Annotated in this window: 20 protein-coding genes and 4 pseudogenes; 15 read left to right on the top strand and 9 right to left on the bottom strand. The window is 66.4% G+C overall.

The annotated features are described in order from the left end of the window. Positions 1 to 459 precede the first annotated feature (459 nt). The 9 genes from AC0IX7_RS16575 to AC0IX7_RS16535 all read left to right on the top strand — a co-directional run bounded on the left by AC0IX7_RS16575 (position 460) and on the right by AC0IX7_RS16535 (position 8,195). A complete protein-coding gene (locus AC0IX7_RS16575) occupies positions 460 to 1,929 on the top strand; it encodes a hypothetical protein (RefSeq protein ID WP_471812901.1) in 1,470 nt (489 codons plus the stop codon). A 59-nt stretch (positions 1,930 to 1,988) separates the two neighbouring features. Then, on the top strand, positions 1,989 to 2,888 hold the full coding sequence (locus tag AC0IX7_RS16570; RefSeq protein ID WP_471812899.1) for a heme o synthase: 900 nt from the start codon (positions 1,989 to 1,991) through the stop codon (positions 2,886 to 2,888). Beyond that, on the top strand, positions 2,885 to 3,034 hold the full coding sequence (locus AC0IX7_RS16565) for a hypothetical protein (RefSeq protein WP_187503903.1): 150 nt from the start codon (positions 2,885 to 2,887) through the stop codon (positions 3,032 to 3,034). The genes AC0IX7_RS16570 and AC0IX7_RS16565 overlap by 4 nt, the downstream gene beginning before the upstream one ends. Then, positions 3,034 to 3,585: a cytochrome c oxidase assembly protein gene (locus AC0IX7_RS16560; RefSeq protein ID WP_187503902.1), complete on the top strand. Its 552-nt coding sequence runs from the start codon at positions 3,034 to 3,036 to the stop codon at positions 3,583 to 3,585. The genes AC0IX7_RS16565 and AC0IX7_RS16560 overlap by 1 nt, the downstream gene beginning before the upstream one ends. Positions 3,586 to 3,615: 30 nt before the next feature. Further along, positions 3,616 to 4,542 (top strand): cytochrome c oxidase subunit 3, encoded by a 927-nt coding sequence (locus tag AC0IX7_RS16555; protein WP_471812897.1) that lies wholly within the window; start codon positions 3,616 to 3,618, stop codon positions 4,540 to 4,542. A gap of 270 nt (positions 4,543 to 4,812) precedes the next feature. Then, positions 4,813 to 5,196 carry a DUF983 domain-containing protein gene (locus AC0IX7_RS16550; RefSeq protein WP_471812896.1) on the top strand — a complete coding sequence of 128 codons (384 nt, stop codon included), beginning with the start codon at positions 4,813 to 4,815 and terminating at the stop codon, positions 5,194 to 5,196. Continuing rightward, positions 5,193 to 5,795: an SURF1 family cytochrome oxidase biogenesis protein gene (locus AC0IX7_RS16545; protein WP_471812894.1), complete on the top strand. Its 603-nt coding sequence runs from the start codon at positions 5,193 to 5,195 to the stop codon at positions 5,793 to 5,795. The genes AC0IX7_RS16550 and AC0IX7_RS16545 overlap by 4 nt, the downstream gene beginning before the upstream one ends. Positions 5,796 to 5,928: 133 nt before the next feature. Then, complete coding sequence (thrC, locus tag AC0IX7_RS16540) at positions 5,929 to 7,329, top strand: threonine synthase (protein ID WP_471812892.1); 1,401 nt, start codon at positions 5,929 to 5,931, stop codon at positions 7,327 to 7,329. Then, on the top strand, positions 7,326 to 8,195 hold the full coding sequence (locus AC0IX7_RS16535; RefSeq protein WP_471812890.1) for a class I SAM-dependent methyltransferase: 870 nt from the start codon (positions 7,326 to 7,328) through the stop codon (positions 8,193 to 8,195). Before thrC ends, AC0IX7_RS16535 begins: the two co-directional genes overlap by 4 nt. Before the next feature lie 120 nt (positions 8,196 to 8,315). Here AC0IX7_RS16535 and AC0IX7_RS16530 read toward each other — a convergent pair. The 3 genes and pseudogenes from AC0IX7_RS16530 to rpsD form a co-directional block, all read right to left on the bottom strand. Beyond that, positions 8,316 to 9,266 (bottom strand): annotated as a pseudogene (locus tag AC0IX7_RS16530) (agmatine deiminase family protein); the annotation flags it as partial. Positions 9,267 to 9,281: 15 nt separating this feature from the next. Beyond that, positions 9,282 to 10,913, bottom strand: coding sequence for a M28 family peptidase (locus AC0IX7_RS16525; protein WP_471812888.1), 1,632 nt, complete (start codon positions 10,911 to 10,913; stop codon positions 9,282 to 9,284). A gap of 188 nt (positions 10,914 to 11,101) precedes the next feature. Further along, positions 11,102 to 11,716, bottom strand: a complete 615-nt coding sequence (rpsD, locus tag AC0IX7_RS16520; RefSeq protein ID WP_447789169.1) for a 30S ribosomal protein S4 — start codon at positions 11,714 to 11,716, stop codon at positions 11,102 to 11,104. Positions 11,717 to 11,921: 205 nt separating this feature from the next. Between rpsD and AC0IX7_RS16515 the strand changes: the two genes are divergently transcribed. Then, positions 11,922 to 12,221 carry a chorismate mutase gene (locus tag AC0IX7_RS16515; RefSeq protein WP_471812886.1) on the top strand — a complete coding sequence of 100 codons (300 nt, stop codon included), beginning with the start codon at positions 11,922 to 11,924 and terminating at the stop codon, positions 12,219 to 12,221. Between the two features lie 120 nt (positions 12,222 to 12,341). On the opposite strand, the pseudogene AC0IX7_RS16510 reads toward AC0IX7_RS16515, so the two are convergent. The 6 genes and pseudogenes from AC0IX7_RS16510 to rpiB form a co-directional block, all read right to left on the bottom strand. Further along, positions 12,342 to 13,083 (bottom strand): annotated as a pseudogene (locus AC0IX7_RS16510) (RNA methyltransferase). 174 nt (positions 13,084 to 13,257) lie between these two features. Continuing rightward, positions 13,258 to 13,572, bottom strand: a complete 315-nt coding sequence (locus AC0IX7_RS16505; protein ID WP_471812884.1) for a GIY-YIG nuclease family protein — start codon at positions 13,570 to 13,572, stop codon at positions 13,258 to 13,260. A 195-nt stretch (positions 13,573 to 13,767) separates the two neighbouring features. Then, positions 13,768 to 14,231 (bottom strand): annotated as a pseudogene (gene nrdR / locus AC0IX7_RS16500) (transcriptional regulator NrdR). After that, positions 14,232 to 14,411 (bottom strand): hypothetical protein, encoded by a 180-nt coding sequence (locus AC0IX7_RS16495; protein WP_187504643.1) that lies wholly within the window; start codon positions 14,409 to 14,411, stop codon positions 14,232 to 14,234. It lies immediately after the preceding pseudogene. A 4-nt stretch (positions 14,412 to 14,415) separates the two neighbouring features. After that, positions 14,416 to 15,737: pseudogene (glyA, locus tag AC0IX7_RS16490) on the bottom strand (serine hydroxymethyltransferase). Beyond that, positions 15,734 to 16,168, bottom strand: a complete 435-nt coding sequence (rpiB, locus tag AC0IX7_RS16485) for a ribose 5-phosphate isomerase B (protein WP_471812883.1) — start codon at positions 16,166 to 16,168, stop codon at positions 15,734 to 15,736. The pseudogene glyA and the gene rpiB overlap by 4 nt, the downstream one beginning before the upstream one ends. Before the next feature lie 215 nt (positions 16,169 to 16,383). Here rpiB and AC0IX7_RS16480 point away from each other — a divergent pair, with 215 nt between their 5' ends. From AC0IX7_RS16480 to AC0IX7_RS16460, 5 genes are read left to right on the top strand one after another with little or no spacing between them, the layout of a single operon-like run. Continuing rightward, complete coding sequence (locus AC0IX7_RS16480; protein WP_471812882.1) at positions 16,384 to 16,806, top strand: hypothetical protein; 423 nt, start codon at positions 16,384 to 16,386, stop codon at positions 16,804 to 16,806. A gap of 10 nt (positions 16,807 to 16,816) precedes the next feature. Further along, positions 16,817 to 17,386: a sigma-70 family RNA polymerase sigma factor gene (locus AC0IX7_RS16475; protein ID WP_471812880.1), complete on the top strand. Its 570-nt coding sequence runs from the start codon at positions 16,817 to 16,819 to the stop codon at positions 17,384 to 17,386. Then, positions 17,379 to 18,131 (top strand): anti-sigma factor, encoded by a 753-nt coding sequence (locus tag AC0IX7_RS16470; protein WP_471812878.1) that lies wholly within the window; start codon positions 17,379 to 17,381, stop codon positions 18,129 to 18,131. The genes AC0IX7_RS16475 and AC0IX7_RS16470 overlap by 8 nt, the downstream gene beginning before the upstream one ends. Then, entirely contained in the window at positions 18,131 to 18,757 is a 627-nt protein-coding gene (locus AC0IX7_RS16465) for a DUF3429 domain-containing protein (protein ID WP_471812876.1), read from the top strand. The genes AC0IX7_RS16470 and AC0IX7_RS16465 overlap by 1 nt, the downstream gene beginning before the upstream one ends. Further along, complete coding sequence (locus AC0IX7_RS16460) at positions 18,732 to 19,232, top strand: Uma2 family endonuclease (RefSeq protein ID WP_471812874.1); 501 nt, start codon at positions 18,732 to 18,734, stop codon at positions 19,230 to 19,232. Before AC0IX7_RS16465 ends, AC0IX7_RS16460 begins: the two co-directional genes overlap by 26 nt. Positions 19,233 to 19,243 lie beyond the last annotated feature (11 nt).

The following is a 19,243-nucleotide window of genomic DNA, read 5'->3' as shown; positions in this document are numbered from 1 at the left end:
GCGTCATTCTGCGCTCGTCATCCCCACCTTAGTCATCCCCTCCACGTCACCCCACGCCCATAATCACGCACGCCCGTCTCCCCCGCCGTCATCCCAGCGAAATCTGGGATCTCACCCTATGAATCCACGCGCTCGCCAAACGGGAGACTCCAGCTTTCGCTGGGGTGACGGGAAGGAGCGGGGCTGACGGAAGATGCGGGGATGGATGGGAAAGGAGTTGGTGACGGGAAGGGCCTGGGTGACGGTAAGGAGCTAGGCCAGCGGGAACTCGGACTGTGAGACTCGGGCGGCGGAAAGGCGCCGGAGTGACGCAGCGGACCCGTACGACGGCTACCGGCTGGAGCAAAGGTCAGAGGGCGGGAACGGAAAGAGGCCGGGCTTACAGGCAAGACCCCAGCCTAAACGCAACCCCACCCCCCATTCACCATTCCAAAGGACAATCGCGCTAATCCCGCCTCCATGCCGAGCGCCCCGCCCCCAACCCCAGTCCGTCCCGACGCCCCCACCGGCATCCCCCGCTCGACCTTCGCCCTCCTCGCCGCGTTCGCCGCGTTCGCGTTCACGATCATAGTCCCCACCGCGCTGCGTGACGGCGACACTGGCTGGCACCTCGCGACCGGCGCCTGGGTCGTCACCCACGCCCATGTCCCGACCACCGACCCGTTCTCGTTCACCGCCACCGGCCGGCCGTGGGTCGCGCACGAATGGCTGTCCGAACTGGCGATGTACGCGAGTTACCGCGCCGCCGGCTGGAGTGGCCTGATCGTCCTCATAGGCGCAGCGATGGCCGCGCTGTTCGCGCTCGTCGCCTATGAAATCCGCCGCTGGCTGAGCACGCGCGCCAGTATCCTCGCTCTGCTCCTGCTCGTCACCGGCCTGCTCCTGTCGTTACTGGCACGCCCGCACATCCTCGCGCTGCCGATGCTGGCCGGCTGGCTGATCGTCCTGCTGCACGCACGCGAGCGCGACCGACCGCCGCCATTGGGCGTCGCCTTACTCATGCTGGTATGGGCGAACGCGCATGGCAGTTTCGTGTTCGGGCTGGCACTGGTCGGCGTGTTCGCGCTCGAAGCGCTGATCGTCGCCGCCCCGTCCGACCGCCGTCGCGTCGTCCTGGGCTGGGGTTCGTTCGGTCTGGCCTGCGCTGTCGCCGCCACCGCGACCCCCGCCGGTTTCGACGGCCTCGTCTTCCCATTCTACGTCGACCGGCTGAAACTGCTCGCGCATCTCGACGAGTGGCAGCCCGCCGACTTCGCGACATTCTCCGGGTTCGAGGCGATCCTGCTCGCCACCCTCGCCTGCCTGCTCCTCCGGCCGGTGCGCATCCCACCCGTTCGGCTGTTCCTGTTGCTCGGCGTACTGCACCTCGCCCTGCAACATACCCGCCAGGAAATCGTCCTGGTCGTCGTCGGTATCCTGGTCCTCGCAGAACCGCTCGGCAAAGCCTGGACCACCAAGGCCGTGAGCTCACCAATACCACGCCGGGAGAGCCGATCGATCGGAATCCTGGTCCTGCTGCTCGCGATCGGCCTCGCAACCTACCGGATCGCGGTCCCCGTGGTGCGCGACGACAGCGCCGGCATCCCCGCCACCGCACTCCGCCATCTGCCGCCGCCGCTCCGCAACCAGCGCGTCTTCAACGAATACAGCTTCGGCGGGTCGCTGATCCTCGCCGGCATCCGGCCCTATATCGACGGTCGGTCCGACATGTACGGAGACCCGTTCACGCTCGACTATTTCAGGATCGCCGCGGGCGACGCCGAACGCTGGCGCGCGGCGAACGCAAGATGGCATTTCGGCTGGACGATCCTGCCGCCAGGCTCGCCGCTGGTCGGCTTGCTCGATCACGATCCCGCGTGGCGGCGCGTCTACACGGACGACACCGCGGTCATCCACCAGCCCGTACCCGCGCATCGGCCAACCCCTTGAGCCGACACGACGCGAAGGGTTTCCGAGGTCCGTCGCAACGCGTATAGCGTACCCGAACCATGACTCCTGTCACCCCTCTCCTGCCACCGGCGCACTGGCGCGATTTTCTTGCGTTGACCAAGCCGCGGGTGATGACGCTCGTCGTCTTCACCGGCCTTTGCGGCATGCTGGCCGCACCAGTCGGCGTACATCCTGTGATCGGCTTCACCGCGATCCTCTGCATCGCGCTTGGCGCGGGCGCGGCGAGCGCGCTCAATCAATGGTACGAGTCGGACATCGACGCGGTCATGCGCCGGACGCAGAAGCGCCCGCTGCCCGATGGCCGGATGGACCGCCAGGCGGCGCTGCATTTCGGTGTCGGCCTCGGTGCATTCTCGGTCCTGTTCATGGGGTTCGCGGTCAACGCGGTCGCCGCCGCGATCCTGACCGTCTCGATCCTGTTCTACGTGCTGGTCTACACCGTCTGGCTGAAGCGCCGCACGCCGCAGAACATCGTCATCGGTGGTGCGGCCGGCGCGTTCCCTCCGCTGATCGGCTGGGCGGCGGCGACCGGTGACGTCGCGCTGCTCCCGGTCCTGTTGTTCCTGTTCGTGTTCCTGTGGACGCCGCCGCATTTCTGGGCGCTCGCGCTGTTCATGAAGAGCGATTACGCCGCCGCGGGCGTACCGATGCTCCCCGTTGTGTCGGGCGAGCGCACCACGCGGACGCAGATCGGCCTCTACACGATCCCGATGGCGGCGGTCGCGATCCTGCCCTGGCCGCTCGGGCTGACGGGTGCGATCTACGGCATCGCCGCCGTCCTGCTCACCGGCTGGTTCGCGCTGCTCGCCGTCCGCGTCGCCAAGCGCACCACGCATGCCGACGATGCGATGAAACCGGAGAAGGCCTTGTTCAAATACTCGATCCTGTATCTGTTCGTGATGTTCGGCGCGCTGGTCGTCGACCGGTGGTTCGCATGAGCATCCCCGATCCCCTCCGCGAGGAAGACCTGATCCGTAGCCGCCAGCGCGGTCGTGCGCGCGTCATGGCTGTCCTGCTCGGCGCCTTCGTCATCCTCGTCTTCGCGATTTCGATCGCCAAGATCCGCGCGGGGATGCCGCACTGATGACCGGATGGAAGGCCATGTCGCGGACCAACCGCACGGCGGCGCTGGCGGTGCTCTTCATCTGCTTCATGACCGGGCTCGCCTGGGCGAGCGTGCCGCTCTACCGCCTGTTCTGCTCGGTCACCGGGCTCAACGGCACGACGCAGCGCGGGCTCGTCGCGCCCGGCGCGGTCGATCACAAGATCACGGTCGATTTCGACACCAACGTCAGCCCCAAGCTGCCGTGGAAGTTCGTGCCCGAGAATCGCTCCGACACGATCGACATCGGTGCGCGCGACATGGCGTTCTTCAAGGCCACCAACACCTCGACCAAGCCGCTGACCGGCACCGCGACCTTCAACGTCCAGCCCGCGCAGGCCGGCAAGTATTTCACCAAGATCCAGTGTTTCTGCTTCACGCAGCAGACATTGAAGCCCGGCGAAACCGTACGGATGCCGGTGATCTTCTTCGTCGATCCGAAGATCCTGACGGACCCGGATGCGGCCGATATCCAGACGATCACGCTGAGCTACACGTTTTACCCGGTGGATTCTGCCAAAACAGCCAGCTAGAACGCTGCGAAAGAACATAGGGGAGTACCGATGGCCGGCGCCAAGAACCATGATTACCATATCCTGCCGCCGAGCGTGTGGCCGCTGGTCGGCTCGTTCTCTGCGCTGATCATGGCGGTGGGCGGCATCATGTGGATGCACGGCGGGCATATCGACAAGCCCAATGGCGGCGGCTGGATCTTCTTCATCGGCCTCGCCGGGCTGCTCTTCACCTTCTACAGCTGGTGGGCGCAGGTTATCCAGGAGGCACGCGCGGGCGATCATACGCCGGTCGTGCAGCTCCATTTCCGCTACGGCATGATCCTGTTCATCGCCTCCGAAGTGATGTTCTTCGTCGGCTGGTTCTGGGCGTTCTTCGACTTCTCGCTGTTCCCGACCGCGATGACCTATGCCGACGGCAGCGTCACGCGTGCGGTCGAGGGCGGCGCCGCGATCGTCGCGCAATGGCCTCCGAAGGGCCTGACGGTGATCAACCCGTTCGAACTGCCGCTGCTCAACACGCTGATCCTGCTGACCTCGGGCACCACCGTGACCTGGGCGCATCATGCGTTGATCCACAATCAGCGCGGCGGCGAGAAGACCGGCCTTTGGGGGCTGATCGGCGTCGGCAACCGCGACGGCGTGCTCAAGGGCCTGTGGCTGACGGTGATCCTCGGCGCGCTGTTCAGCGCGATCCAGGCTTACGAGTACGTCCACGCACCGTTCCCGTTCAAGGGCATCAACTACGGCGCGGCATTCTTCATGGCGACCGGCTTCCACGGCTTCCATGTGCTGATCGGCACGATCTTCCTGATCGTCTGCCTGGTCCGCGCGTACCGCGGTGACTTCACCCCGAAGCAGCATTTCGGCTTCGAGGCGGCGGCGTGGTACTGGCATTTCGTCGACGTCGTGTGGCTGTTCCTGTTCGTCACCGTCTATGTCTGGGGCGGCTGGGGCGCACCCGTCCACGGCGGTTGAGCTTCTACCACCCCGTCCTTGGCCGCCACCCCGACCTCGGCAACCACCCCGGCGAAGGCCGGGGCCCAGTTGGAAAGGTTGCAGTAACGAAGCACCGTCCGCGGTTAGAGCCGTCCCCCAACTGGGCCCCGGCCTCCGCCGGGGTAGCGACCTTTAGGGGTAAGGCGCTGCCACTAGCTAACGGTCACCCCTTCCCTTTGTTCTCCCGCGAAGGCGGGAGCCCAGTCGGGATTCCCGCCTTCGCGGGGAAACAAGGGGAGCGCTGACCGCATGACCGAAGATCCCTACCCGCTCGCCACCGCCCCCACGATCGCCCAGGTCGCGCTGAAAGGCCTCTGCCCCCGCTGCGGCAAGCCGACCCTCTTCGCCAAATGGTCCAACTTCGCCGACCGCTGCCCGAACTGCGGGCTCGACTTCAGCAAGTTCAACGTCGGCGACGGCCCCGCGGCGTTCCTCACCCTGATCCTCGGCGCCCTCGTCGTGACCCTAGCGATCATTTTGGAACTCAAAGTCCACCCGCCACTCTGGCTGCATATGCTGATCTGGATCCCCTTCACCGCCGGCGGAGTCGTGCTGTCCCTAAGAGCAGCGAAAGGCGCCCTCATGTCCGCCGAATACCGCAACGCAGCCCGCGAAGGCCGAATCGACCCGTGACCAAGCGCATACCCGTCATCCCGACCATCCTCGTCACGCTAGCGATTGCGGCGATGATAGGCCTCGGCCTGTGGCAACTGCTCGACCGCCTCCCGAAAAAGGAAGCGTTCCTCGCGCAGCTTGCCGCCAACCCCGCCAAGCCGACCATGGCCTTCCCGCGCTTCCCCGACGAAACGCTCCTGTTCCGCCGCGCGTCGGGCCTCTGCCTCCAGCCGACCGAGATCAAACTCGCCGGCGCCGGCAAAGCCGGCTTCCGCGCGATCGCCGAGTGCAGAACCGGCGCGGAGGGCCCCGGCATGGTCGTCCAGCTCGGCACCACGCGCGATCCGATGACCAAGGTGAACTGGCTCGGCGGCGAAGTCTCCGGCTATATCAGCCACGCCCCCGATGGTCGCTCGCTGATCGGATCGCTGTTCGATCACACGCCGCAACGCCTGATGCTCGTCGCGGACACGCCGCAGGCTGGCCTCAATCCCAACGGCAAGCCCGACCTCGCCTCCGTCCCCAACAACCACCTCGCTTATGCCGGCCAATGGTTCTTCTTCGCCGCCATCGCCGCGATCATCTACGCCATCGCGCTGCGCCGCCGCCCTCGCTAGCCGTTCTCCTGCGAACGCAGGAGCCAAGGGTCCCACGCGCGTCCCTCCGTAACCCTGGATTCCTGCGTTCGCAGGAAAACGGAAAGCGCGCGCAGCTTGTCGCCTTCCGCCCCATTCGCTAACCGGCTTGGCCATGCGTTACATCAGCACCCGCGGCTCGGCGCCGATCCTCGATTTTGAAGCGGCGACGCTCGCCGGCCTTGCGTCCGATGGCGGCCTCTACCTCCCCGAGGCATGGCCGACGCTGACCCGCGACGAGATCGCCGCGCTCGCCGGGCTCTCCTATGTCGACACCGCCGTCGCAGTGATGACCCCGTTCGTCGGCGAAGCAATGACCCGCGACGAGCTGAAGGCACTCTGCGAACAGGCATATGGCCGCTTCTCGCACGCCGCGGTCGTCCCGCTCGTCCAGCTCGACCACGACCAATGGCTGCTCGAGCTCTTCCACGGCCCGACGCTCGCGTTCAAGGACGTCGCGCTCCAGTTGCTGGGGCTCTTCTTCGAGCGCTTCCTCGCCGGCACGGACAAGCGCCTGACGATCGTCGGTGCGACCAGCGGCGACACCGGCTCGGCGGCGATCGACGCGGTCGCTGGGCGCGAGTGCATCGACATCTTCATGCTCCACCCGGTCGGCCGCATCTCCGACGTGCAGCGCCGCCAAATGACCACGGTGCTCAGCCCCAACGTCTACAACATCGCGATCGAGGGCAGCTTCGACGACGCGCAGGCGCTCGTGAAGGCGATGTTCAACGACCGCGCCTTCTCGACCAAGTTCGCGCTGTCCGCGGTCAACTCGATCAACTGGGCCCGCCTGATGGCGCAGGTGGTATATTTCTTCTACGCCGCGGTCCGCCTCGGCGCCCCCGATCGCGAGGTCGCGTTCGCGGTTCCGACCGGCAATTTCGGCGATGTCTTCGCCGGCTATGTCGCAGCGAAGATGGGGCTGCCGGTGGCCAAGCTGGTGGTCGCGACCAACGTCAACGACATCCTCCACCGCGCGCTCAGCACCGGCGATTATTCGAAGGGCGGCGTCCAGCAGACCCCGACCCCGTCGATGGACATCCAGGTGAGTTCGAACTTCGAACGCCTGTTGTTCGACCTCGGCGACCGCGACGGTGCCGCGCTGGCCGCACAGATGGCCGGCTTCGAAGCTTCGGGAGCGATGCGCCTCACCAACGCGCAGTCGCAAGGCGCCGCCGCCCTCTTCCAGAGCGAGCGCATCGACCTCGACGACATGACGCTGGCGATGCGCTGGGCACAGGAGCACGCCGGCCAAGTGATCGACCCGCACACAGCGATCGGCCTCGCCGCCGCGCTGCGCACCGAAGTCCCCGCCGGCGTACCGATCGTCACACTCGCCACCGCGCACCCCGCCAAGTTCGGCGACGCGGTAGAGCGCGCGACCGGCGTCCGTCCCTCGCTGCCAACCCGCGTAGGCGACCTGTTCGACCGCGAGGAGCGCTACGCCACGCTGCCGGCGACGTTCGAGGCGATCACCGCCTACATCACCGAGCGCGCGAAGCCGTCGGCATGAAACTAGAAACCCTCATCGGCGAGCCCTGGGCGGATTACGGCCTGATCGACTCCGGCCACGGCAAGAAGCTGGAACGCTACGGCCGCTTCCGCTTCATCCGTCCCGAACCGCAGGCGATGTGGGTGCCCGCCTCGACCGACTGGCAGGCGCAGGGCGAATTCGTCCCCGGCTCGGACGAGGACGGCGGCGGCCGCTGGGAATTTTCGGAACCTGTCCCCCGCGAAGGCTGGACGCTCAAGTGGAACGAGGTGTCGTACACCGCGCAGACCACCCCGTTCCGCCACCTCGGCTTCTTCCCCGACATGGCGCCGGTGTGGAGCTGGATGCGCGAACGCGTCGCGGGGCTCGACTCGCCCGAATGCATGAACCTGTTCGGTTATACCGGCGTCGGCACGCTGGCGATGGCGACCAAGGGCGTCCGCATGGTGCACGTCGACGCGTCGAAGAAGTCGGTCGAGGCGGCCAAGGCCAACGCCAAACTGTCGGGCATGGCCGACGCGCCGATCCGCTGGATGACGGATGACGCGGCGAAGTTCGTCGCACGCGAGGTTCGGCGCGGGCGGCGGTATGATGGGATTTTGCTCGATCCGCCGAAATATGGGCGTGGTCCTGAGGGTGAGGTCTGGCGTCTCGAGGAAGACCTCCCCAAGCTCATCGCGGACTGCCGCAAACTGCTGGACGAGAATTCGCGCTTCCTGTTCCTGACGGTCTACGCGGTCCGGATGTCGGCGCTGGCGATCGGGGAGTTGCTGAACCAGGTGTTCGCGGACCTGCCGGGCAAGGTCGAAGTCGGCGAACTCGGCGTCCGCGAAGAAGCGCGCGGGCTGGTGTTGCCCACCGCAATCTGGGCCCGCTGGAGCCGCTGAGACGGGGATACCCCTCCCTGGAAGGGAGGGGTTAGGGGTGGGTTGGCTTGTTGGCTGGCGCAAGCACCCGCCCCAGGCCGACCCACTCCCGGCCCCTCCCTTTCAGGGAGGGAGCAGAAGTTACCCCGGAATCTGCTGCGAGATGCAGTGGAAGCTGCCGCCGCCCGTCAGGATGTGATCCGCGCGCTGTCCGACCACCTCGCGGTCGGGGAACAGCGCCTGGATCGCGACCACCGCCGCCGCGTCGTTCTCCGTCCCATACAACGGCACCACCACCGCGGCATTGCCGATATAGAAGTTCATATAGCTCGCCGGCACGACCTCCTCGTCGCGCAGCACACGGCCTGGCGACGGGATCGTCACGACCTCCAGCCCGGCCGCGGCGGCATCGCGCGCCGCGTTCTGGTACACCTGCCAGTTCGGATCGTTGTCGGTCGCCTTCGGGATCGCCACGCGCCCCTCGCCGACGAACCGCGCGAGGTTGTCGACATGGCCGTCGGTATGGTCGTTGACCAGACCGTCGCCCAGCCACACCACGCGGGTATAGCCGAGGTCCGACGCAAGCCGAGCCTCGATATCCGCCTTGCTCAGCGACGGATTCCGATTGCGGTTGAGGAGGCACTGCTGAGTCGTGACGACCGTCCCGGTACCGTCGCCATCGATCGCGCCACCTTCAAGCACCCAGTCGCACGCCTCGACCCGCTTGTGCCGGCTCGCCGCCAGCCGCTGCCCGATCGTATCGTCGCCAGGCAGGTCGTACTTCCCGCCCCAGCCGTTGAACCGGAAGTCGCGCGCGCTGCCGTCGCCGACGATGATCGGGGCGGTATCGCGTAGCCAGATGTCGCCGAACGGCTCGACCACCACGTCCGCGAACGGGGCAAGACGCTTGGCGGTCGTCGCCGAGCCGACGTCCGCCGCGACCAGGATCACCGTCTCGCCCCGCCCCTCGGCATGCACCGCCTTGGCAAACGCGACGACCTCGTCCCGCGCCGGCTCCAGATCCTCCAGCCACAGGTCCGCATGGCTCGGGAAGCCGATCCAGACGGCCTTGTGGTGCGCCCATTCGGCGGGGTAGTCGTCGTCACTTCACTTGGCTCCTGCGCGATCGCGGTCACGGATGCCGCGGAATTCGGCGGTCTTATACCAGTTCGGCCACAGACTGGTATCGTCCGCGAGCTTCCGCCCCAGCCCATAATAGATCGTCAGGTCGTCGACCGCGCCCGACCAGTCCCACTTCGCATCATATTCGTCGGCAGGCTTGTGATAGCGATTCGCGACATAATCCTCGCGCTTGGCATGTCCCGCGGCTGTCCCGCCGACGACGAGGTCCTCGCCGCTGCCGCCATCGAGCATCGGCACGCCCAGCTTGGCAAAGCTGAAGTGATCCGACCGGTAATAGCCGCCGCGTTCCGGGTTCGCCTCGACGCCGATCACGCGGCCCTCGGCGGCGACGAACGGCTTTACCAGATCCTCGATCTCGGATTTCCCCGCGCCGGTCAGCACGAAGTCCTTCGCCCGCCCGTCGACGTTCAGCACGTCCATGTTCACCCCGCCGACGGTATGCGCGAGCGGATAGATCGGATGCTCGGCATAATAGCGCGACCCGAGCAGCCCCGACTCCTCCGCCGTCACCGCCAGGAACGCGATCGAGCGCTTGGCGGGCCCCGCCTTCACCTGAGCCTCGGCCAGCGCCACCAGCCCCGCGACACCGGTCGCGTTATCCGCCGCCCCGTTGCAGATGTCGTCGCCATCGACCGCGTCGCAACGCCCGAGATGATCCCAATGCGCCGAGTACAGCACGTAGTCATTGGGCGCAGCCGTCCCCGGCAGCACGCCGATGACGTTCTTCGACGCCTGCCGCTTGATCGTGTTGTCGAACCCGCCGGACAGCTTCAGCCCGAGCGGCACCGCCTTGAACCCCTTCACCTTTGCCGCCGCCGCGAGCATCGCGTAATCCTTGCCCGCGCTCGCGAACACGCGTTCCGCCGCCGCACGCTGCATCCAGCCGACGATCTGCGACTGGTCGAGATGATCGCCCTTCTCGTCCAGCTCGAGCTGCGGCCCGGTCCAGGACGACTGCACCACCGCCCACGGATACGCCGCCGGCTCGGTATCATGGACGATGATCGCCGCCGCCGCGCCGTGCTTGGCCGCGTTCTCGAACTTGTACGGCCAGCGCCCGTACCACGTCATCGCGCGGCCCTCGAACGGCCCCTCACGCGACATCGTCTGCCAGTCGGCGTCGTTGATCAGGATGACGACCGTCTTCCCCTTCACGTCGACGCCGGCATAATCGTCCCAGCCCTTTTCGGGCGCGGTGATGCCGTAGCCGACGAACACCACGTCGCTGTTCGCCACGCTCGATTTGGGTGCGACGCGGTAGGTGCCCGCGACCATGTCGGTGCGATAGGCGAGGCTGACGGGCGCCTTGCCGCCGGTGAACACATAAGGCTGCACGTTCGTGGCGGTGATCTCGACCATCGGCACGTCCTGAGTCCACGCGCCCTTGTTGCCGGGCTTGAGACCTGCCGCCTTCATCCGCTCGACGATATAGGCGACCGTCTTCGCCTCGGCCGGGGTGGTCGGCGCACGGCCGTCATACGCGTCCGACGACAGCACCTGCGTGACGGTCTTCAACGTCTCGACCGAAATCGCAGGCGACGTCTGCGCGGACGCGGCGGTCCCGAGCAGCAACAGAGACAGGATGGCAGCGCGCATGGTCATTCCCCCGATGAGTTGCGCGCGTTCTGGCAAAGCCGGGCCCGCATGTCCACGAAGCGACAAGGGGCAACAAAAAAGGGCGGCCCCAATGGGACCGCCCTTTTTTGTTCCAAACCGCGCCGTGGCAAAGCCACGTCGTCGGACGTCGCTCGAGCGACGCCGACCGGTCGACGAATTTACTCGGCTTAACGCGAATAGAATTCGACGACCAGGTTTGGCTCCATCTTCACCGGGTAAGGCACTTCGTCGAGCGTCGGGACGCGCGTGAAGGTGACCTTGGCGGCGCCGTCCGGAGCGACATAGTCGGGGATCTCACGCTCGGCGAGGCTCTGGGCTTCCATGACCAGCGCCATTTCCTGCGCCTTCGAACCCAGTGTGATCTCGTCGCCGACGAAGCAGCGACGCGAGGCGATGTTGCACTTCACGCCGTTGACGCGGATGTGGCCGTGCGAAACGATCTGACGTGCCGCGAAGATCGTCGGCGCGAACTTGGCGCGGTAGACGATCATGTCGAGGCGCTGCTCGAGCAGGCCGATCAGGTTCTGGCTGGTATCGCCCTTCATGCGTGCGGCTTCGAAATAGCACGCGCGGAACTGCTTCTCGGTCACGTCGCCGTAATAGCCCTTGAGCTTCTGCTTGGCGCGCAGCTGGATACCGAAATCGCTGACCTTGCCCTTGCGGCGCTGGCCGTGCTGGCCCGGGCCGTATTCGCGCTTGTTGACAGGCGACTTGGGGCGACCCCAAATATTCTCGCCCATACGGCGATCGAGCTTGTACTTCGCGCTTTGACGCTTCGACATAGTATAACCTTTGCAAATGCAAACAACGTTGGTCCCGGTATCGCTCTGCTGGTCGTCGTAAGACCCAAAGGTCCGGACAAGGCAGGGCCACCGCTTCACCGGGGTGCAGGGCCATTGCGAAGGCGGGCGCCTAGACGGGGGTGCGTGAGAGTCAAGCTCGGCGGTCATGCTGGACAGGGTGCGGGAGGGTCGGCAAGAGACAGCGATGACTATTCTATCCGGGCCCGATTGCACCACCATGACCGAGGTCCGCGCAGGCGTCGACGCGCTCGACCGCGAGCTTGTTGCGCTGCTCGCCAGGCGATTTGCGTATATGGACGCCGCCGCGCGGATAAAGCCGGAGCGCGGGCATGTGCGGGATGAGGCGCGGAAAACGCAGGTGATCGAGAATGCGCGCGCCGAGGCGGTGAAGTTGGGGCTGCCCGACACGGTAATCGCGGACCTCTGGGAGAGGCTGGTCGAAGCCTCGATCGCCTACGAACTAGCCGCGTTCGACCGCCGCTAAAGCGCAACGCACTCCTCCCTGGGTCGGCCCCGTAAATGCCGCCCCGCCCGCCAAGCAGCCGACCCACTTCGGCCCCTCCCTTCCAGGGAGGGGGAAGAAAGCCGCCCTTGCGGGGAGGAATCAGACCCGCGGCTTCTTCCCCGCCAGCGACGACAGCACGCCGCGCATCGTCCGGACTTCCTGACTCGACCAGCCGGGCTTGGTCAGCAACGTGCGCAACGTCCTTCGGGTCGACTGCATCTTGTCGGGTAGATGGAAGAACCCCGCCCCCATCAGCATCGCGTCGAGCTGTCCGATCATCCCGTCGAGCTCCTCCTGCGGCGCGGGCGGCATGATCGGGTTGATCGACGGCTGCGACAACTCGCGCTCGGCGGTGAGCCCCTTCGACCATTCGTAGGCGACCAGGATCACCGCCTGGGCAAGGTTCAAGGACCCGAACTCCGGATTGATCGGCACGGTGATGATCGTCCGGGCGACCGCGACATCGTCGGTTTCGAGGCCCGAGCGCTCGGGCCCGAACAGGATCGCGGAGCGGCCGGGCGCGGCGTGGATCTCGGTCGCGGCCTGCTCGGGGGTAACGACCGGCTTGGTCACGCCGCGCTTGCGGACCGTGGTGGCATACACCTGCGCGCAGTCGGCGGTGGCGGCGGCGACGCTGTCGTACACCTGCGCGTTCTGGAGAACGATGTCGGCACCGCTGGCGGCGGGGCCGGCGGAGGGGTTCGGCCAGCCGTCTCGGGGAGACGAGGCGCATCTCGGTGAGGCCGAAATTGAGCATGGCGCGTGCCGCTTTGCCGATGTTTTCGCCGAGCTGCGGGCGGACGAGGACGATGACGGGAGGTGGGGTAGAGGCGCTAGTTATTCCCGGTCCATCCGCGAGCACTTCGCTGTGGCCTGCCGAGTCCGTATCAATCATGTTTTCGTCACTCACGTCGCCAAATCCACCAATCTCGCCAAACTCACCAAATTCGTTCTTCTCAGCCAATTCATCGTGCTCGGCCAAGCCAACCCGCTCACCCACCCCACCCCGTTCGTCCTAAGTAGGGGCTGAGCGAAGCCGAAGACCCGTATCGAAGGATTTGCGCGAGAGTAAGCGCACCGCGTCCCAATCGCCCGCCGCCAACGCTTCTTTCTTCGCCCGCGTCCAGCCTTTCAACTGGCGCTCGGCCTCCAACGCCTCGATCCGGCTCGGGAAATCCTGCGACCAAATCAGTATTACCGGGCGCCGGTTGTGTGTGTATCTGGGAAGCTCACCGTGCTGGTGTTGGGCGATCCGGCGTTCGAGCGCGTCGGTGTGGCCGATGTAATAGCTGCCATCGGAACAGCGGAGCATGTAGGCGTAAAAGCTCATGCGACCTGTCCTTCGATACGGGCCTTCGCCGAGCTCAGTCCCTACTCAGGACGAACGGAAGGGATGGACCACAGGTACAGGAAGGGTGGCCTACCTGCCAGGGGCGTCTCGAAAGGCTCGGACTTCCCTCCTTCCGTTCGTCCCGAGTAGCGATCGAGCAAAGTCGAGAGCGCGTATCGAAGGATAGGCCAACGATCACTCCGCCCGCCCGACCTCCTCGACACTCCCGGCAAAAGCCTCGAAGTCCCGCGCCTCGTTGAAATCCCGGTACACGCTCGCAAACCGGATATACGCGACCGAATCGAGCCCCTTGAGCCCATCCATCACCATCTCGCCGATCCGTTTCGACGTCACATCGTTCTCGCCCAGCGTCTCCAGCCGGCGCTGGATCCCGCTCACCAGCTTCTCGATCCGCCCCGCCTCGATCGCCCGCTTCCTGGTCGCGATCGACAACGACCGAAGCAGCTTCTCCCGATCGAACGGCTCCCGCCGTCCCTCGCTCTTCAACACGAACAGCTCGCGCAACTGGATGCGCTCGAACGTCGTGAAACGCGCGGCGCACCCTCGCATTGGCGCCGACGCCGGATCGCCGCCCCGTCTTCGGTGGGGCGGCTGTCCTTTACCTGGCTGTCTTCATGTCCGCAGAAGGGGCAGCGCATTCAGACCTTCTTCTTGCCCTTGTAATAGGCGTAGCCCGCGCCCGCGAGTGCGCCGAAGATCGGGCCGACCACCGGTACCGGGATCGCGACGACCGCGCCAAGTGCGCTCCACTTGGCCATGCTCTTGCCGAGGCCGGGGGTGCTCTTCACGTCGTTCTGGAGGTCATCGAACTTCGACATGGCGTTATCCTTGATAGATCGGGAAGCGCGCGCACAGGGCCCGCACGCGGGTCCGAACGTCCGCCTCGACGTCCGGGTCCCCATGCTCGCCCTTTTTCGCGAGGCCGTCCAGCACGTCGGCGACCATGTTGCCGATCTCGCGGAACTCCGCCGGACCGAACCCACGCGTCGTACCCGCGGGCGAGCCGACGCGGATGCCGCTGGTCTTGACCGGCGGCAGCGGATCGTTGGGGATGCCGTTCTTGTTGCAGGTGATGCCTGCACGCTCCAGCGCCTCGTCCGCATCGCGGCCCGTGATGCCCAGCGGCGTGAGGTCGATCAGCGCGAGATGCGTGTCGGTGCCGCCCGACACGACGTCCGAGCCACGCTCCTTGAGGGTCGCCGCCAGCACCTTCGCATTCTCGACGACGGCCGCGATGTAGCTCTTGAAATCAGGCTGCAGCGCTTCGCCGAACGCGACCGCCTTCGCGGCGATCACGTGCATCAGCGGCCCGCCCTGAAGGCCTGGGAACACCGCCGAGTTGAACTTCTTGGCCAGCGCCTCGTCATTGGTCATGATCATGCCGCCGCGCGGCCCCGCAGCGTCTTGTGCGTGGTGGTCGTCACGACATGCGCATGGCCGAACGGCGTCGGGTGCAGGCCCGCCGCGACGATCCCGGCGAAATGCGCCATGTCGACCATGAAATACGCGCCGACCTTGTCCGCGATCGCCCGGAAGCGCGCGAAGTCGATCGTCCGCGGATAGGCCGAACCGCCCGCGATGATGAGCTTGGGCTGATGCTCGACCGCCAGCGCCTCGACCTGGTCATAGTCGATCAGGTGCGTGGTCGCATCGACACCGTATTGAATGGCGTTGAACCACTTGCCCGACATCGCCGGCTTCGCGCCATGCGTCAGGTGGCCGCCCGCATCGAGGCTCATGCCGAGGATCGTGTCGCCCGGCTTGACCAGCGCGAGCATCACCGCGCCGTTCGCCTGCGCGCCAGAATGCGGCTGCACGTTGACGAACCCGCAGCCGAAGATCTGCTTGGCGCGCTCGATCGCGAGGGTCTCGACCACGTCCGACGGCGCGCAGCCCTGGTAATAGCGCTTGCCCGGATAGCCCTCGGCGTACTTGTTCGTGAACACCGAGCCCTGCGCCTCGAGCACCGCCTTCGAGACGATGTTCTCGCTCGCGATCAGCTCGATCTGCGTCTGCTCGCGTTCGAGTTCGGCCTCGACCCCGGCGAACACGGCAGCGTCCGCATCGGCGAGCGTGCGTGTGAAGAAGCCGTCCGGCTGGACGTCGTGGAGTTCGCGCTGGAGGGTTTCGGGCTGGGTGCTCATGCGGGGACCTTTAGCTTGTCGACACGGAGTTGATGACGGCCGCCAGCGAAATCGGCGGTGAGGAACGCTTCGACGCACGCCTTGGCCATTTCCTCGCCGATCAGGCGCGCGCCCATCGCGATGGCGTTGGCGTCGTTGTGCACGCGGGCGAGGCTCGCCGACAGCGGTTCGGAGACGAGCGCACAGCGGCAGGCGGGATTGCGATTGGCGGCGATCGAGATGCCGATCCCGGAGCCGCACAGCGCGATGCCGCGTTCCGCGCTGCCATCGGCGATCGCCGACGCGAGCTTGTAACCATAATCGGGATAGTCGACGCTGGCGGTACCCTCGGGACCGAGATCGAGCACGTCATGCCCCGCCTCGCGCAGCCAGGCGGCAAGTACCGCCTTCAACGAAACGGCGGCGTGATCGGACGCGATGGCGATGCGCACCTGGCGTGTTCCTGTGACGGGAGATCGGGTGCCCAGCCCCATACCGGCGTGAGCCAGGATTTGCCACACCTGTTCGCAGCGGCTTCGTCATCCTGACGAATGTCAGGACGCAGAGTAACATAGCGCATCACCCGTGGCTCTGGGTCCTGACTTTCGTCAGGATGACGCGCTAAGGTCGGCATCCACGCTGAACGCCGACCGTGAAGGAGACGTCCATGAAAGCCCTCACCCTGCTCGCAACCGTAGCGCTCGCCGCCTGCTCGGGCCCCGCCCCCGACACCAGCAGCGACGGCAACATGACGTCGGCAGGGTCGGTCGAGCGAAACGCCACCGTGTCCGCACCGGCACCGCGCGACTATGCCGGCCGATGGGTCGGCGTGGAGGGCATGGTCCTCGATATCGCCCATGCCGGCGCACCCGGTCACTACGACCTCACGATGCAATGGGACCTCGACCACAAGGGCACATTCGACGGCACCGCGAACGGCAGAACCATCACGTTCATCCGCAACGACATTCCCGAAACCCTGCGCCCAACCGACGGCGATGCGACCGGGCTGAAATATCTGTCGGGCAAAACCGACTGCCTCACCGTAAAGCCCGGCGAAGGCTATTGCCGCGACGGACTTAGCCGCTAGGTTCGCTGTCGTGACCCGAGCCTATCCAGACGCAGACGCCGCCCGCGCGCATCTCTCCGAGGTGCTGCTGCGTACCGGTCAGGAAGATCGCGATGCGTTTCGCGAACTCTATACGCTGACCAGCGCGAAGCTTTTCGGCATCACCCACCGTATCTGCGGCAACGCCCAAGCCGCGGAGGATGTGCTGCACGAGGTCTATCTCACGATCTGGAAACGCGCCGGTGCCTGGGAACCCGGCCGCGCGAGCCCGATAACCTGGTTGGCGACGATCGCGCGCAATCGCGCCATCGACTGGCAGCGCGCGCAGGGCGTCCGGCGTACCAGTCCGCTCGACGACGCACCCGACATTGCCGATCCCGGCGAGGGTGCCGAAGCGACGTTGCTCGCCAGCGAATCGTCGCGCGAACTGATCGAGTGCCTCGACGGTCTCGAACCGCAGCAGCGCGACGCGATCCGCACCGCGTTCTTCGACGGGATCACCTATGCCGAACTCGCGATCAAGCGCGCCGTGCCGCTGGGTACGATGAAGAGCTGGGTACGCCGCGGCCTCGCTCGCCTGAAGGATTGTCTCGATGGCTGATCCGACCATCGATACTGGCGTGCCCCAAGATGTGGCGGCCGCCGAACTCGCGCTCGGGCTGCTCGAAGGCGAGGAGCGGAGCGTGGCTCTGCGTCGCGTGCTGGCCGAGCCCGGTTTCGCCGCGCAGGTCGAATGGTGGCGATCGCGGCTGGCCGTGTTGTTCGACCTGTGGCCCGAACGCGCCGCGCCGTCCAACGTCGCCGCGCGAATCGAAGCCAGCCTCGACGGCGTGGCGACCCGCACGACGGCGATCGGTACGGCGACGATCGGCACGACGGGGCCTGCCAAGGTCAGCCGCTTCCCGTGGCCGGCGCTTGCCGCCTTCACCAGCGCTATCGCAGCGTGCCTACTCCTGTTCGTCATGCTCCGCCCCGAGCCGACCGTACCGGTGTCGCAACCGACCCCGGTTCCCCGGCCGACCAGCGTGCTCGTCGCGATGCTCGGCGATGCGAAGTCGCCGATCGCCGCGGTCTATGATCCCGCCAACGGCGCGCTTCGGGTCGCGGCAGGCCCTGACGTTCCGCACGCGCACGTCGCGGAGCTTTGGGTGATCGGCGGCGACGGCGTACCGCATTCGCTCGGCCTGCTCTCCGCCCAGCCGACCTCGCTCGCGCCGAAGGGCGTCGACCGCGGTCGCATCGCCCCGGGCGCCACGCTTGCTATCTCGGTCGAACCCCGTGGCGGTTCGCCGACGGGCCTGCCGACCGGACCGGTCGTCGCCACCGGTGTCGTCGCGCGCGTCTGATGACCGCGCGACCGCCGTATCGTGAGCCCGCGACCGGCAGCATCCCGCCGATCGCGCGCCTGCTGGGGCTGAGCGGCCTTCTCCCGCAGCTGGCTGCAGTCGCGCTGTTGCTGAGCGGCGATCCGCAAAGCCGCTACTCCGCGCTGGCGATCGCCTACGCCTATGCCGCGATCATCCTGAGCTTCCTCGGCGGCCTGTGGTGGGGCCTTGCCGCGCGCACCGACTCACCGCCCTGCTGGCTCTGGTTCGCCAGCGTCACCCCCTCCCTGATCGCGCTGGCGACCGCCTGGCCTTGGATGGTCGGCCTGCGCTGGCCTGGCCCTTCGCTGGTCGTGCTCGGTATCAGCCTGGTCGGTGCATTGCTTGTCGACCGCGCACTGGTCCGCGCCGGCATTGCCCCACCCGGCTGGATGGCGCTGCGCATACCCCTGTCGCTCGGCCTCGGCGTCCTGGACGATGCTGGCCGCCGCGCTTTAATCCCGCTCGCGAGTCGTATGGACACCTGGTTCGTGGTACGAATCGGGCATGATGACATCTGCCGTGAGTCCCCGCACCGACCGGCAGGCGAAGGCGCGTTTCACGATCGCCGAGTTTGTCCGCATGGCCGAGTTTGTCCGCATGGGTGAGTCCGGCGCGTTCGACGACATCAGGATCGAGTTGGTCGATGGGGAACTCGAACGGATGGACCTACCTTTGGCAAGCCATGCCGCGCGCCAAGCTAAGATCGGCATCCGCCTTTCGGGTCTGCTTCCGGAAGCGCGGATCATGGGTGGGGTCGCCGTCGATCTCGGCAACGATACCGTACTCGGCTGCGACGTGGCCGTGTTGCGTGAACCGGTCGAAGGTAACCGCCTACCGGTCGCCGCCGACTTCCTGCTCGTCATCGAAGTCGCGGAAACCTCGGTCGCACGCGATACCACGATGAAGCGCTTCGCCTATGGGCGCGGCGGGATCCCACATTACTGGGTCGTCGACGGCGCCCGGTCTGTCGTCCACATCTATGCCAGCCCCGTCGAGGGCGATTACACACGGTTCCACTCGGTAGGGTTCGGCGAACCTGTCGCCGTTCCTGATACAGACGGCACCATTACCATCGACTAAAGCCCGCCAGC

It is taken from the genome of Sphingomonas sp. AC411 (genome assembly GCF_979253035.1).
This window is presented reverse-complemented; position numbering and strand designations above follow the sequence as displayed.